Below are 14,512 nucleotides of genomic sequence, written 5' to 3'. Positions count from 1 at the left end.
ACTGATATATCAGTTACCGAACAAGTGGTATTTCAAAAGGAGCATCCGTGGTTGAGCAGTTGAACGAGCGACTTTCCGTCGTCGATCCCGAGGTCCAGCAGGCCATCACCCATGAGCTGGGCCGCCAGCAGTCCACGCTGGAAATGATCGCTTCCGAGAACTTCGCCCCGTCCGCGGTCATGGAGGCACAGGGTTCAGTCCTGACAAACAAGTACGCCGAGGGCTACCCCGGCAAGCGCTACTACGGCGGCTGCGAACACGTTGACGTTGTGGAGCAGCTCGCCATTGACCGCGTCAAGGCCCTGTTCGGCGCCGAATTCGCCAACGTCCAGCCACACTCCGGCGCCAACGCCGCCGCCATGTTCGCCCTGCTGAACCCGGGCGACACCATCATGGGCCTGAGCCTGGCCCACGGCGGACACCTGACGCACGGCATGAAGATCAACTTCTCCGGCAAGCTCTACAACGTGGTCCCCTACCACGTAAGCGAAGCAGACCTCCGCATCGATATGGCCGAGGTCGAGGCACTGGCCCTTGAACACAAGCCCAAGCTAATCGTTGCCGGCTGGTCCGCCTACTCCCGCCAGCTGGATTTCGCGGAGTTCCGCCGCATCGCCGACCTCGTGGGCGCCTACCTCATGGTGGACATGGCTCACTTCGCCGGCCTCGTGGCCGCCGGCCTGCACCCGAACCCCGTCCCCTACGCCGACGTTGTCACCACCACCACGCACAAGACCCTGGGCGGCCCGCGCGGCGGCGTCATCCTCGCCAAGGAGCCGTTCGGCAAGAAGATAAACAGCGCCGTGTTCCCCGGCCAGCAGGGCGGTCCGCTGGAGCACGTGATCGCCGCGAAGGCGGTAGCCTTCAAGCTCGCCGCCACCCCCGAATTCAAGGAACGCCAGGAACGCGTCCTGCAGGGATCCAAGCTCCTCGCCGAACGGCTCCTCCGCGACGACGTTGCCGCAGCAGGAATTTCCGTGGTCAACGGCGGCACCGACGTCCACCTGGTCCTGGTGGACCTCCGCAACTCCGAGCTGGACGGACAGCAGGCCGAAGACGCCCTGCACCGCATCGGCATCACCGTCAACCGCAACGCTGTCCCCTTCGATCCCCGCCCGCCGATGGTCTCCTCCGGACTCCGGATCGGCACTCCGGCCCTCGCCACCCGCGGCTTCGGCGCGGAGGAATTCGCAGAAGTTGCGGACATCATCGCGACGGCGCTGATCGCCTCGGCGGGCAACGGCACCTTGGCCGGGGACGACGTCGTCGAACTCCGCGCCCGCGTGACCGCCCTTGCCGACCGGTTCCCCCTCTACCCCCACCTTTCCCGGGATGACAGCGGTTCCGAGATTGCCGCCTTTGAAACAGACATGATTGGAGCAGCCCAGTGAGCACCCACCAGCTCCCCGAGCACCCGGATTTCCTCTGGCGCAACCCGGAGCCCAAGTCCTCCTACGACGCCGTGATTGTCGGCGGCGGCGGCCACGGCCTGGCCACTGCCTACTTCCTGGCGAAGAACCACGGGATGACCAACATCGCCGTCCTGGAAAAGGGCTGGCTGGCCGGCGGCAACATGGCCCGTAACACCACCATCATCCGCTCCAACTACCTCTGGGACGAGAGCGCCGCCATCTACGAGCACGCGCTCAAGCTCTGGGAGATCCTGCCCGAGGAGCTTGAGTACGACTTCCTCTTCAGCCAGCGCGGCGTCATGAACCTGGCCCACACGCTGGGCGACGTCCGCGAAAGCATGCGGCGGGTAGGCGCGAACAAGCTCAACGGTGTTGACGCGGAATGGCTTGACCCCCAGCAGGTCAAGGAACTCTGCCCCATCCTGAACATCAACGACAACATCCGCTACCCAGTCATGGGCGCCACGTACCAGCCCCGCGCCGGCATCGCCAAGCACGACCACGTGGCCTGGGCCTTCGCCCGCAAGTGCGACGAGCTGGGCGTGGACATCATCCAGAATTGCGAAGTCACCGGCTTCGTCAAGGACGGCAACCGGGTCACCGGCGTCAAGACCAACCGCGGCACCATCAACACCGAAAAGGTGGGCCTCTGCGCCGCCGGGCACAGCTCGGTCCTGGCCGAAATGGCCGGCTTCCGGCTCCCCATCCAGTCCCACCCGCTGCAGGCCCTGGTTTCCGAACTGCACGAACCCGTCCACCCCACGGTGGTGATGTCCAACCACGTGCACGTCTACGTTTCCCAGGCCCACAAGGGCGAACTGGTGATGGGCGCCGGCGTTGACTCCTACAACGGCTATGGCCAGCGCGGCTCCTTCCACGTGATCGAGCACCAGATGGCGGCCGCCGTCGAACTCTTCCCCATCTTTGCCCGGGCCCACGTGCTCCGCACTTGGGGCGGGATCGTGGACACCACCCTGGACGCCTCGCCGATCGTGGGCAACACCCCGGTGGAGAACATGTTTGTGAACTGCGGCTGGGGCACCGGCGGCTTCAAGGCCACCCCCGCAGCCGGCATGACGTTCGCCCACAACATCGCCACGGGTGCCCCGCACAGGCTGAACAAGCCGTTCGCGCTGGAGCGCTTCGAAACCGGCGCGCTGATCGACGAACACGGCGCCGCCGCCGTCGCCCACTAGCCGCCAGCGAACCTGCATTTTAGAAAGAAGACGCACATGCTGCTCATCTCCTGCCCCAACTGCGGCTCCCGCGACGAGACCGAGTTCCATTACGGCGGCCAGGCCCACGTGGCCTACCCGGAAAACCCGAACGAACTGACCGACCGCCAATGGGCCGAGTTCCTGTTCTACCGGGACAACACCAAGGGCGCCTTCGCCGAGCGCTGGCTCCACAGCACCGGCTGCCGCCAGTGGTTCAACATGCTCCGCGACACCGTGACCTACGACATCCAGGCCGTGTACCCGATGGGCATGCCCCGGCCGGACGCCGCCGGCAAGGTGACCGCCGAGAGCGGCACTGCCAGCACCGCCGCTAACAGCACCACCACGGGGACCGCCGCGCCGGACATTTCCGGAACCAGTACTTCGAAAACCAGCACCACCGCCCCGGAAGGAGCAACAAAGTGACTTCCCAGAATCCCGCGGCCCGCAACGCCCGCCTCGCCGCCGGCGGCCGCATCGACCGCACCATTTCCTGGCGTTTCACCGTGGACGGCGAGGAATTCACCGGCCACCCCGGCGACACCCTCGCCTCGGCCCTACTCGCCAACGGGCGCATCGCCGCAGGCAACTCGCTCTACGAGGACCGCCCCCGCGGCATCATGTCCGCCGGCGTGGAGGAGTCCAACGCCCTGGTCAAGGTGCAGCCGCGTTTCCCGGGCCACGTGGCCGAGTCCATGCTCCCCGCCACCACCGTCACCCTGGTGGACGGCCTGCAGGCTGAACTGCTGAGCGGCCTGGGCAAGCTTGACCCCGAGGAAGACCGCGCCGAGTACGACAAGACGTACGTCCACACCGACGTCCTGGTCATCGGCGGCGGCCCTGCCGGCCTGGCCGCTGCCCGTGAAGCCGTCCGAACCGGTGCCCGCGTGATGCTTTTGGACGACCAGCCGGAACTGGGCGGATCACTCCTTTCCGGCTCCACCGCACCGGAACTGGCGGAAACCATCGAAGGAAAGCCGGCGTTGGAATGGGTGGCCGACGTCGAAGCCGAACTCGTCTCCGCCGCCGAATCCACCGTCCTGAACCGCACCACCGCCTTCGGCGCCTACGACGCCAACTACGTCATCGCCGTCCAGAACCGCACCGACCACCTGTCCTCCCCTGCCGCTTCCGGGGTGTCCCGGCAGCGGATTTGGCACATCCGTGCCAACCAGGTGGTACTGGCCCCCGGCGCCCACGAACGCCCGCTGGTGTTCGAGAACAACGACCGGCCGGGCATCATGCTCGCCTCGGCCGTCCGCAGCTACCTCAACCGCTACGCAGTCGCCGCCGGCCAGCGCGTGGTCATCAGCACCACCAACGACAGCGCCTACGCCCTGGCCGCTGACCTGCGCGCCGCCAATGTCAAAATCGCCGCCGTGGTGGACGCCCGGCCGCAGCTCACCGAGGTGGCAGCAGTCGCCGTCGAAGCCGGCACCCGCGTGCTGATCGGCAGCGCGGTGGCCAACACGTCAGCTTCTGCCGACGGCCGCCTGGACGGCGTCACCGTCCGCAGCATTAACGACGACGGCGAGCTCACCTCGGGCATCGAACAGATCGCCTGCGACCTGTTGGCAGTCTCCGGCGGCTGGAGCCCGCTGGTCCACCTGCACTCCCAGCGGCAGGGCAAGCTGCGCTGGGACGACGAACTGGCCGCCTTTGTGCCCAGCACCGTGGTCCCCAACCAGCAGATTGTCGGCTCCGGCCGCGGCTCCTTCGCTATCGCAGACTGCCTGGCCGAGGGAATCTCCGCCGGCGCGAAGGCGGCCGTCGCAGCCGGGTTCGCGTCCGCCGTCGAACCCGCACCCCTCAGCGAGCCGAAGGCCGCCGCCCCCACCCGCCAACTGTGGCTGGTCCCCGGTGAGCAGGGCACCCCGGACGACTGGCACCACCACTTCGTGGACTTCCAGCGCGACCAGTCCGTGGCCGACGTGCTGCGCTCCACCGGAGCCGGGATGCGGTCCGTGGAGCACATCAAGCGCTACACCTCCATCAGCACCGCCAACGACCAGGGCAAGACCTCCGGCGTCAACGCGATCGGCGTCATCGCCGCCGCACTCCGGACGGCCGGCGAAGCTTCACGGGGCATCGGTGACATCGGCACCACCACCTACCGTGCACCCTTCACCCCCGTGGCGTTCGCGGCACTTGCCGGCCGCCAGCGCGGCGAGCTGTTCGACCCCGCGCGCGTCACCTCCATTCACCCGTGGCACGTGGCCAAGGGCGCCCTGTTCGAGGACGTTGGACAGTGGAAGCGGCCCTGGTACTACCCCCAGGACGGGGAGGACATGGACGCCGCGGTACTGCGCGAGTGCGCTGCCGTCCGTGACTCCGTGGGCTTTATGGACGCCACCACCCTGGGCAAGATCGAGATCCGCGGCAAGGACGCCGGTGAGTTCCTCAACCGGATCTACACCAACGCGTTCAAGAAGCTCGCACCGGGCTCCGCGCGCTATGGCGTGATGTGCATGGCGGACGGCATGATCTTCGACGACGGCGTGACCTTGCGCCTGGACGAGGACCGCTACTTCATGACCACCACCACCGGCGGCGCCGCGAAGGTGCTGGACTGGCTGGAGGAATGGCTGCAGACCGAGTGGCCGGACCTGGACGTGCACTGCACCTCGGTGACCGAACAGTGGAGCACCATTGCCGTCGTCGGGCCCAAATCCCGCGCTGTCCTGGCAAAGGTGGCACCGGAACTGGCAGCTAACGGCGGGCTGGAAGCCGAAGCCTTCCCGTTCATGACGTTCCGCGAAACCACCCTCGCCTCCGGCGTCCGCGCCCGAATCTGCCGGATCTCCTTCTCCGGCGAACTTGCCTACGAGATCAACGTGCCGTCCTGGTACGGGCTTAACACCTGGGAAGCCGTGGCAGCCGCCGGCGCCGAGTTCAACATCACCCCCTACGGCACCGAAACCATGCACGTGCTCCGCGCCGAAAAGGGCTACCCCATCGTCGGGCAGGACACGGACGGCACCGTCACCCCGCAGGACGCGGGCATGGAATGGATCGTCTCCAAGGCCAAGGAATTCATCGGCAAGCGCTCCTACTCCCGGGCCGACGCCCAGCGCGAGGACCGCAAGCACCTGGTCAGCGTGCTCCCCGTGGACGGCACGCTGCGCCTGCCCGAGGGCACGCAGCTCGTGGAAAAGGGCCGCTCCACCAACCCTGCCTACGGGCCGGTTCCGATGGAAGGCTTCGTCACCTCCAGCTACCACAGCGCCGCCCTGGGCAGGTCGTTCGGCCTGGCACTGATCAAGAACGGCCGCAACCGCATCGGCGAAACCCTGGTGGCTGCCGCCGGCGATCAACTTGTGGACGTCGTCGTCGCCGAAACCGTACTTTTTGACCCCGAAGGGACCCGCAAAGATGGCTGAAACAGCAGCACCCGCAACCTCCTACGAGAAGAACCTCTCCCTCCGTGTCAGCCCCGCAGCCCAGCTCCGGGCAGCGTTTGAAACCGGGTCCGTCCGGGGCGTCGTGGAACTGTCCGAGGTGTCCTTCCTGACCATGGTGGGCCTTCGGGTCAACCGGACCAGCGACGCCGGACAGCGCGTAGCCACCGTCACCGGCGGCCTGCCCGGGGCCTGCGGCGCCGTCAGCGGTTCCAGGGACACGTCGGTACTGTGGCTCGGGCCCGAAGAGTTCCTGGTGGTGGCACCCACCGAAGCCCATGAGTCCCTCGGCGGCGACCTGATCCAGGCACTCCGCGAAGCACTCGGCGACGGCGAGGGCCAGGTGGTGGACCTCTCCGCCAACCGCACCACCTTCGAACTCACCGGACCCCGGTCCCGCGCCGTCCTGGAAAAGGGCTGCTCCCTGGACCTGCACCCCCGCGTCCTGTCGGCCGGCACGGCGCTGTCCACCGAAATCGGCAACATCCCCGTGGTGCTGTGGAAGACCGGCGAGGAGACCTTCCGGATCTTCCCCCGCGCCTCGTTCGCCGATTTCCTGGGCCGCTGGCTCCTCGACGCCATGCGGGAGTACGCCTCCCCCGAGGTCCCCTAAATGGCCCTCAGCGTCCTGGACCTGTTCTCCGTTGGCATCGGGCCGTCGTCGTCACACACGGTCGGCCCGATGCGGGCAGCGAAGCTGTTCGCCGACGGACTCAAAGGCGACGGACACCTCAGCTCCACCAGGCGCGTGCAGGCCGAACTGTTCGGCTCGCTGGGCGCCACTGGCCGGGGCCACGGCTCGGACAAGGCCGTGGTGCTGGGCCTCAAGGGGCTGGACCCGGAAACCGTGGACACATTTACCGCGGACGACCAGGTGGCGGCCGCCGCCCTCGACGCCGAACTGTGGATTTGCGGCGACCACCGGGTGGACTTCAACTGGGACGAGGACGTGGTGCTGCACCGGCGCAAGTCCCTCCCGGCCCACCCCAACGGCATGACCTTCCGGGCGCTGGACCACACCGGGGCTGTCCTCAGCGAACGGAGCTTCTATTCGATTGGGGGCGGCTTCGTTGTTGATGGGGACGCCGATGCCGCCGACAGGGTGGTTGCCGACTCAACCGTCCTTCCCTACCCGTTCGCCAGTGCGGACGAGCTCCTGGAGATCTGCGCACGCGAAGGCATGTCCATCTCCGACGTTATGCTCGCCAACGAGCTGGTGTGGCGGACCGAAGCGGAACTCCGGGAGAAGCTGCTGGGGCTGTGGGCGGTCATGCGCGAATGCGTGGACAACGGCTGCGCCGCGGAAGGCATCCTCCCCGGCGGGCTCAACGTCCGCCGCCGCGCGCCGTCGTTATTCCAAACCCTGACGGCGGACACTGGGGTGACCGACCCGCTCCGGGCCATGGAATGGGTGAACCTGTTCGCGCTGGCCGTGAACGAGGAAAACGCCGCCGGCGGGCGCATCGTCACGGCACCCACCAACGGCGCGGCGGGCATCGTCCCGGCGGTGCTGCACTACTACGTGAAGTTCGTCCCCGGCGCCAACGACGACGGTGTAGTCCGCTTCCTGCTGGCCGCGGCCGCCGTCGGAATCCTGTTCAAGATCAACGCCTCCATTTCCGGGGCCGAGGTGGGCTGCCAGGGCGAGGTGGGTTCCGCCTGCTCCATGGCCGCCGCCGGGCTCTGCGAAGTGCTGGGCGGCACGCCTGCCCAGGTGGAAAACGCCGCCGAGGTGGGCATTGAACACAACCTCGGCCTAACGTGCGACCCGGTGGGCGGGCTCGTGCAGATCCCCTGCATCGAGCGCAACGCCATCGCCAGCGTGAAGGCCATCAACGCCGCCCGCCTTGCCCTGCACGGCGACGGCAGCCACAAGGTATCCCTCGACAAAGCCATCAAAACGATGCGCGAAACAGGAGCCGACATGAAAACCAAGTACAAGGAAACCTCCCGCGGAGGCCTTGCCGTCAACGTAATCGAGTGCTGAGCCATGACTGCCATCCAGACTGAAACCTCCCTGCCGCAGCCGGCGACCACGGTCGAGCACGTCCTCACGCTGGACTGCTCGGAATCGCCCGGCATTGTCCACGCCGTCTCCGGGTTCCTGCTGGAGCACGGCTGCGACATCATCGACAACCAGCAGTTCGGCGAGCGTTCCGAAGGGCACTTCTTTATGCGGGTGCATTTTGCGTCCGACGGCGATGCCTCCACCGCGGACACGCTCCGGGCCGCTTTTGGCCCTGTTGCGGAGCGCTTCGGGATGCGCTGGCGGCTGGAGCGGCACGGTTCCAAGCGGCGGGTGCTGATCATGGTGTCCAAGTTCGGGCACTGCCTCAACGACCTGCTGTTCCGGGCGCGCATCGGCGAACTGCCGGTGGACGTGGTGGCGGTGGTCTCCAACCACACCGACCACCAGGCACTGGTGGAATGGCACGGGATCCCCTTCTTCCACGTGCCCGTCACGGCTGCAACCAAGCCCGCTGCCGAGGCCCGGCTGCTGGAGCTGGTGGATGAGTTCGATGTGGAGCTCGTGGTCCTGGCCCGGTATATGCAGGTGCTCAGCGACAACCTGACCCGAAAGCTGGACGGGAAGGCCATCAACATCCACCACTCGTTCCTGCCCAGCTTCAAGGGCGCCAAGCCGTACCACCAGGCGTATGCCCGCGGCGTGAAGACCGTGGGCGCCACCGCGCACTACGTCAACAGCGAGCTGGACGAGGGGCCGATCATCTCGCAGCAGACCGTGGAGGTAGACCACACGTACGGGCCCGAGGACCTGGTGGCCGCCGGCCGTGACACCGAGTGCAAGGCCCTGTCCAACGCGGTGCGTTGGCACTGCGAGGGCCGGGTCATCCTGCAAGGCAGCCGGACGGTGGTGCTCCGCTAGCCCCCACGGACCCTCTCTCACTTAATTTGGCTTTTCCGGCGATCCTCTCTCACTTGACGTGGGTTTTCCCGCGACGCTCTCTCACACAACGCGGCTTTTCCGCCGACGCTCTCTCGCCTTTAGTGAGGGAGCGTCACGGGTTTAAGCGCCATTTTTCGCCATGATGCATATCCCTGTCGACGATCAGTTACCGCTGGCAAACCCTGACGCCTGCGGGTGGTCAAGCCAGCCCCTCCGAAGTGCACATTTGACGCGTTGCACTGCACCTTCGAAGCCGTCGGCAAAATCGTCCTTGTGGAAAACAAGGACCGTCCAACCGGCTGATTTGAAGGCCTTATCCCGTCGCCTGTCGCTGAGTATCTGTGCGTCGCCAAGGTGATGCCCGCCGTCGTACTGGATGGCAAGGCGACGGTGACGGTAGCCCAGATCGGCCGACGGCGACCTCGCGTCTCCCGCGCGCAATGGCACCTGAAGTTCAGGCTCGGGCAGGCCCGCGCTGACGATAGCCAGGCGGAGCAGCGATTCGGGCGCGGAGTCCGCACCCACCCGCATCAGGTCCAGCGCGTCGCGCGCCCTGACGATGCCTTGAAGATTCGGGTGGCGGCCCACGAGGGTGCGAAGCCCCGCCAAGGTGTCGTAGGGCTGGGTCCTACCCTCAAAATCCACCCGCGGGATGCGGATCAGTTCGTCACCCATGCTGACCAGATCATTGAGCGGCAGGACCCGTGCCAGATCAAGCCAAGTGCGGGACCGGGTGCTCAGGTTGATGCCGTCAACCACCTCAATCTCATCCTCAAGGGCCAGGACGGTATGCCCAAAAATGCCCTTCCGGCGCACGGACGGCAGTGCACGCGGCTTGCTGAGGTGCAGTTCCGTGGAATTTGCCAGCCACGGTGGCAGCAGTTGACAACGGAGCCGGGCCGCAGTCACGTGTGAGATCCACGCGCCGGGCGACGCAGCGGACAATGCCCTGGCGGCGCCTTCCAGATCGAAGTCCCAATCCGCCGGGCGGTAGAGACCACGACCCACGTTGACGACATCCTTGCGCCGAAGCCGGTCCAGTGTGACACCGGAAGCCCTGGCCGAACCGAAGGTAAAGGGCGCCTCAGCCAACGGCGGGGGCAGGAACTCTTGCTTTCGCATGCTGGCATTGTGCCTCGACGCGGCAGGACGCCGCAGAAGTTATCCACAGGCCTGGCGTTGGGCGTTGGTGGGTGAGAGAGCATCCCCGGAAAAGCCACGTTAAGTGAGAGAGGATCGCCGGAAAAGCCGCGTTAAGTGAGAGAGCGTCGCAGCTGGTTATTGGGGCTGGAGGGCGGCGAGGCGGGTGGCCAGGTGCAGGGCGGGAAGGCGGCCGGTTCCCCGGGGGTCGCCGCCGCAGAGGGAGAAGATCCGCTGCAAGCGCTGGTGCATGGACTGCCGCTCCACATGCAGCTCCCTTGCAGCCTGGGCGGTGTTGCAGCCGGAGTCCAGCCAGACCCGCAGCGTCTCCACCAGCTTGGACTGGCGCTGGGCGTCGTGCTCAAGGACGGCGCCGAGCTGTTGGCCCACGAAGTCGCGGCGCACGGCCTCGTCCACGGAGTGCACTGCGAACCGTTCCACAGCGAACGCCTGGGCATCAAGGACGGTGCCCTGCCCGCCTACCCCGGGTGCGGTTCGGCCGAAACTGCCACGTCCGACGTCGGCAGCCAGTTCCAGCGTGAGCCTCGCCTCGGCCAGGGACCAGGGAGCGGAGGAGATGCCCGAGGCAATCGGCCCGACGGCACTCACCGTTCCCTCCGGTACCGTCAGCGACTGCAGGCCGTCCACGATCTTTTGCCGCTCATCCTGCGCATTCCCGGATCGGAGGACCCCCAGGGCCAGCAGCTCCGCGTTGTCCGCATAACTGGCGCCGTGCTGGCCACCCGGGTCCAGGAGGTGCTCCACTTGCCGCCGGAGCTGCTGCGAAGCGGAGGAGCGCATAACCACCGCCACCACATGGGCGGAGACAGGGATGCCTGCGGCGGGAGCCAGCTCCTGCAGCCGCCAGTTCTGCTTGCCGGAATCAATGGCCCGGATCAGCGCAGCGCCGGCCATCTCCTTCAGACCGGGAGGCATCCGTTGCAGCAAGGCAAGGGCCAGGATGTCCACGGAACGGTTGCCGGCGATCCGTGCCAGGTTCACGTCGGCTTCGCCGCGCACCTGCAGTGTCAGGCGGGCAGAGGGAATCCCCCTCACGGGCACTTCAATATGGACGGCCCGCTGATGATCCCCGGGGATACCGTCCAAGGAGGCGGATGCTTCACTCTCCCCCGCAGGTTCCGCACTCGCGAGGGTAATCCCGGCGGTAGAGGTGAGCACCACGTCCGAACCCGTTGCAGCAGCCAGGACTGCAAGAATCCGGTCCAGGCTGCCTCCGTGCGCGAGTTCCACCGCCATGGCGTGGCTGGCCTGGTCGGCCTCCTGCAGCTGCGCGGCGGACTGGCTGACGAGCTGTGAGTTGATAGCCTCCATGACCGCCACAAAAGGCACCACCTTGCGAAGCTCGATCAGGGGAAGCCCGTCTTCCTCGGCAGCCGAAATCATCGAGGAAGGAATGGACGGCAGCACAGTGCCGGTCTCGATGGCGAGCGCCGCCACCCCACGCTCGGCCAGATCATGGATGTAGCCCGTGCGGCGCTCATCGGTAGCGAGCGCCAGGGCCTGGCCGCCTGTCAGCAGCAGCTCCCCGCCGCCGAGCAGCGAGGCAATGTCCAAAACCTCGCTGGAGTGGATCCACCGCAGCTGGGTTTGGGGAACCAGTCCCGCCGCCGCCCGGACCACGGGATCCGCGGCAACAACGGTGGAATGCCGTAGAACATCTTCCAATCGAACAGGCATGACACTCCGTCATGTAGAAGGGGAAAGCTCAAGACACATTGTAGATGGTGAAGGTGGCCCCCGACACATAATCTTGAAGAATCCCCATCCCCTCAACGAAGAGGCCCCGATGCAACAACAACCTACAGCCCCAGGAGCCGAGCAATCCGTTCACACGGAGGACGTCGAAGCCTGGCTCCAGCCAATTCCCGAATCCAAGCGCACGCACAAGGTCTCCGGCCAGTTCTGGATCTGGGCCGGCGCCAACCTGGCACCGATCAACTGGGTACTGGGCGCCCTCGGAATCCACCTGGGGCTGGGTTTCGCGGACACCGTGACGGTCCTGGTGCTGGGCAACCTGATCGGCATGCTGCTCTTCGGCTGCTTCGTCCTCCTCGGCCAGAAGACCGGCGCCACCGGCATGGTGCTCGCCCGGGCCGCATTCGGCAGGCGGGGGAACTACCTCCCCGCAGCCATTCAGGCGCTCCTGGTAATCGGCTGGTGCGCCGTCAACACCTGGATCATCCTGGACCTGGTCATGGCACTCTTCGGAACCCTCGGCTGGGTGGACCCTACAGCGGCCAACTACGGCTGGAAGATTGCGGTCGCAACCGGAATCATGGCCGCCCAGGTAGCCATCGCCTGGTTTGGCTACAAGGCAATTGCTGCCTTCGAAAAGTGGACTGTCCCGCCCACCATCGTCATCCTGGCCGTGATGTCTGCTGTGGCGTGGTTCGGCATGGACATCAACTGGGCTTACGCCGGTCCCGCCGGCAACATCCTCGAAGGCTCGGAGCGGATTGCAGCGATGAGCGCCGTGATGACCGCCATCGGCATCGGCTGGGGCATCACCTGGTTCACCTACGCCGCAGACTACTCCCGGTTCGTCAGCACCGAAGTGCCCAAGAAAAAGGTCTACCTGGCATCGGTGCTGGGCCAATTCATCCCCGTCGTCTGGCTCGGTGTCCTGGGCGCAAGCCTGGCCACCAACAGCGGCGAAATCGACCCCGGCAAGCTCATCGTCCAGAACTTCGGCGTCCTCGCACTGCCCGTACTGCTGATGGTGCTCCACGGCCCCATCGCCACCAACATCCTGAACATCTACACCTTCTCGGTGGCCACCCAGGCACTCGACATCACCATCAGCCGCCGCAAGCTCAACCTGTTCGTCGGCGTCTTCTCGCTCGCCGCCGTCGTCTTCTTCATCTTCCAGGAGGACTTCGCCGCAGTCCTCGACGCCTGGCTCATCGGACTCGTCGCCTGGGTGGCCGCCTGGGGCGGCGTCATGCTGGTCCACTACTTCTGGATCGACAAGCGCTGGCCCGGCAATCCGGAAAGACTGTTCGACGGCGTCGGCACCCGGCGGCTCCCCGGCGTCAACTGGGCGGGCATTACCTCCCTCCTGGTGGGCATCTTCGCCACCTGGCTGTTTATGTACGGCCTCGTCCCTGCGATGCAGGGCCCCATCGCCGTGGCTTTGGGCGGCTGGGACCTGTCCTGGCTGGCCGGCGGCCTTGCCAGCGCCACCAGCTACGCCATCCTGGGACCGAGGATGCACCGCAAATTCATCGAGTCCGGCCCGACATCTGCCCACCACCAGCTGCCCTCCGAGCTGACCGGCGCCGCCGCCCAGCCCGGGACGCCCGCCGCACTCTGAACCCGCACATTGCAGAACCGCACATTCTGAACCGCCGCACCCCGTTACGACAGGACTTCTCCGCATGACTCTTGAAGCGTTCCCCGACTCCGCCCACCCCATCACCTGGCCGCAAGGCAAGCGGGCAGCAGCGTCCTTCACGTTCGACGTCGACGCCGAATCCTGCACCATCGCCCATGATCCCAAGAGCACCCGCCGGATGTCCCTGATGACGCACCAGTCCTACGGGCCCAAGGTGGCTGTTCCCCGGCTGCTGCAGATCCTCCAGCGCCAGGACATCCGCGCCACGTTCTTTGTTCCCGGTTTCACGGCCGAGTGCTACCCGGACACGGTGCGGCGGATCGTGGACGCCGGGCACGAGGTGGCCCACCACGGCTACCTGCATGAGCCAATGCAGGGCATCGACGCCGAAACGGAGGCCCGCTACATCGACCGCGGACTGGAGGCCCTGGCGAAGGCCGCCGGAGTGGAGCCGGTGGGGTACCGGGCGCCGTGGTGGGAGCTCAACTGGCATTCGCCCGCGCTTCTGGCGGACCGCGGCTTCCTCTACGATTCGAGCCTGCTCGACGGCGACGCCCCCTACCGCTTCAGCGTCGCCCCGGGTGACACCCGGGACATCGTGGAAATCCCCGTGGACTGGGCCCTGGACGACTGGGAGCAGTACGCCTTCTACCCCGGCGTCACGGGCAGCGGTGTCATCGAAAGCCCGGCCAAGGTCCTCGAAATGTGGACGCTCGAAGCGGAGGCACACCATGCCCAGGGCAGCTGCTTTGTCCTCACCAACCATCCCTTCATCTCCGGCCGGCCCTCAAAAGCAGTGGCCCTGGAAAGGCTGATTGAAAGGGTGAAAGCAATGGACGGCATGTGGGTGGCCACCATGGAAGACATTGCGGAACACACCCGCCGGACCGTCCAGGAGGTCCACACCCACGCCCGCATCGAGGTGCCTGCCTTCCCGGACACAGGGGCACGGTTCACGCCGCCGGTGGTGCGGGAGTCCAGGCCGGCAGCCGCCGGCAGCTAAAGCCGACACAACACAAAGTGGAGTGGTACTGCGCCTTCGGGCAGGGCGCGGCACCACTCCCTTTGTTTTAAGCGGTTGC

General features: G+C 66.4%; 11 protein-coding genes. 9 read left to right on the top strand and 2 right to left on the bottom strand.

The window, feature by feature from the left end:
• Window positions 1-47 precede the first annotated feature (47 nt).
• From glyA to purU, 7 genes are read left to right on the top strand one after another with little or no spacing between them, the layout of a single operon-like run.
• Window positions 48-1,391 (top strand): serine hydroxymethyltransferase, encoded by a 1,344-nt coding sequence (gene glyA, locus M1D93_RS01745; RefSeq protein ID WP_461173491.1) that lies wholly within the window; start codon window positions 48-50, stop codon window positions 1,389-1,391.
• Window positions 1,388-2,608 (top strand): sarcosine oxidase subunit beta family protein, encoded by a 1,221-nt coding sequence (locus tag M1D93_RS01740; RefSeq protein WP_461173490.1) that lies wholly within the window; start codon window positions 1,388-1,390, stop codon window positions 2,606-2,608. The genes glyA and M1D93_RS01740 overlap by 4 nt, the downstream gene beginning before the upstream one ends.
• A 36-nt stretch (window positions 2,609-2,644) precedes the next feature.
• Entirely contained in the window at window positions 2,645-3,055 is a 411-nt protein-coding gene (locus tag M1D93_RS01735) for a sarcosine oxidase subunit delta (protein WP_461173489.1), read from the top strand.
• A complete protein-coding gene (locus tag M1D93_RS01730; protein ID WP_461173488.1) occupies window positions 3,052-6,009 on the top strand; it encodes a sarcosine oxidase subunit alpha family protein in 2,958 nt (985 codons plus the stop codon). The genes M1D93_RS01735 and M1D93_RS01730 overlap by 4 nt, the downstream gene beginning before the upstream one ends.
• Entirely contained in the window at window positions 6,002-6,640 is a 639-nt protein-coding gene (locus tag M1D93_RS01725; protein ID WP_461173487.1) for a sarcosine oxidase subunit gamma, read from the top strand. Before M1D93_RS01730 ends, M1D93_RS01725 begins: the two co-directional genes overlap by 8 nt.
• Complete coding sequence (locus tag M1D93_RS01720; protein WP_461173486.1) at window positions 6,641-8,014, top strand: L-serine ammonia-lyase; 1,374 nt, start codon at window positions 6,641-6,643, stop codon at window positions 8,012-8,014.
• Between the two features lie 3 nt (window positions 8,015-8,017).
• On the top strand, window positions 8,018-8,914 hold the full coding sequence (gene purU / locus M1D93_RS01715; RefSeq protein WP_461173485.1) for a formyltetrahydrofolate deformylase: 897 nt from the start codon (window positions 8,018-8,020) through the stop codon (window positions 8,912-8,914).
• Between the two features lie 183 nt (window positions 8,915-9,097).
• Here the strand turns inward: purU and M1D93_RS01710 are convergent, their stop codons facing one another.
• Window positions 9,098-10,057, bottom strand: coding sequence for an endonuclease domain-containing protein (locus M1D93_RS01710; protein ID WP_461173484.1), 960 nt, complete (start codon window positions 10,055-10,057; stop codon window positions 9,098-9,100).
• A gap of 156 nt (window positions 10,058-10,213) precedes the next feature.
• The gene (locus M1D93_RS01705; RefSeq protein ID WP_461173483.1) at window positions 10,214-11,773 is read right to left on the bottom strand and encodes a PucR family transcriptional regulator; all 1,560 of its coding nucleotides are present in this window, start codon (window positions 11,771-11,773) and stop codon (window positions 10,214-10,216) included.
• Window positions 11,774-11,882: 109 nt separating this feature from the next.
• Here M1D93_RS01705 and M1D93_RS01700 point away from each other — a divergent pair, with 109 nt between their 5' ends.
• Both M1D93_RS01700 and M1D93_RS01695 read left to right on the top strand, forming a co-directional pair.
• Window positions 11,883-13,409, top strand: coding sequence for a purine-cytosine permease family protein (locus tag M1D93_RS01700; RefSeq protein ID WP_461173482.1), 1,527 nt, complete (start codon window positions 11,883-11,885; stop codon window positions 13,407-13,409).
• 64 nt (window positions 13,410-13,473) lie between these two features.
• A complete protein-coding gene (locus M1D93_RS01695) occupies window positions 13,474-14,433 on the top strand; it encodes a polysaccharide deacetylase family protein (protein WP_461173481.1) in 960 nt (319 codons plus the stop codon).
• Window positions 14,434-14,512: the final 79 nt, after the last annotated feature.

Source organism: Arthrobacter sp. Z1-9 (genome assembly GCF_054792695.1).
Note: the sequence above shows the minus strand (reverse complement) of the source record. Positions and strands in the feature narration are given on the sequence as shown.

Bases quoted from the DNA above. Each gene is read 5' to 3' on its own strand.
- M1D93_RS01720 (WP_461173486.1), top strand. From the start codon at position 6,641: ATGGCCCTCAGCGTCCTGGACCTGTTCTCCGTTGGCATCGGGCCGTCG.
- M1D93_RS01700 (WP_461173482.1), top strand. From the start codon at position 11,883: ATGCAACAACAACCTACAGCCCCAGGAGCCGAGCAATCCGTTCACACG.
- M1D93_RS01710 (WP_461173484.1), bottom strand. From the start codon at position 10,057: ATGCGAAAGCAAGAGTTCCTGCCCCCGCCGTTGGCTGAGGCGCCCTTT.
- M1D93_RS01725 (WP_461173487.1), top strand. From the start codon at position 6,002: ATGGCTGAAACAGCAGCACCCGCAACCTCCTACGAGAAGAACCTCTCC.
- M1D93_RS01705 (WP_461173483.1), bottom strand. From the start codon at position 11,773: ATGCCTGTTCGATTGGAAGATGTTCTACGGCATTCCACCGTTGTTGCC.
- purU (WP_461173485.1), top strand. From the start codon at position 8,018: ATGACTGCCATCCAGACTGAAACCTCCCTGCCGCAGCCGGCGACCACG.
- M1D93_RS01735 (WP_461173489.1), top strand. From the start codon at position 2,645: ATGCTGCTCATCTCCTGCCCCAACTGCGGCTCCCGCGACGAGACCGAG.
- M1D93_RS01695 (WP_461173481.1), top strand. From the start codon at position 13,474: ATGACTCTTGAAGCGTTCCCCGACTCCGCCCACCCCATCACCTGGCCG.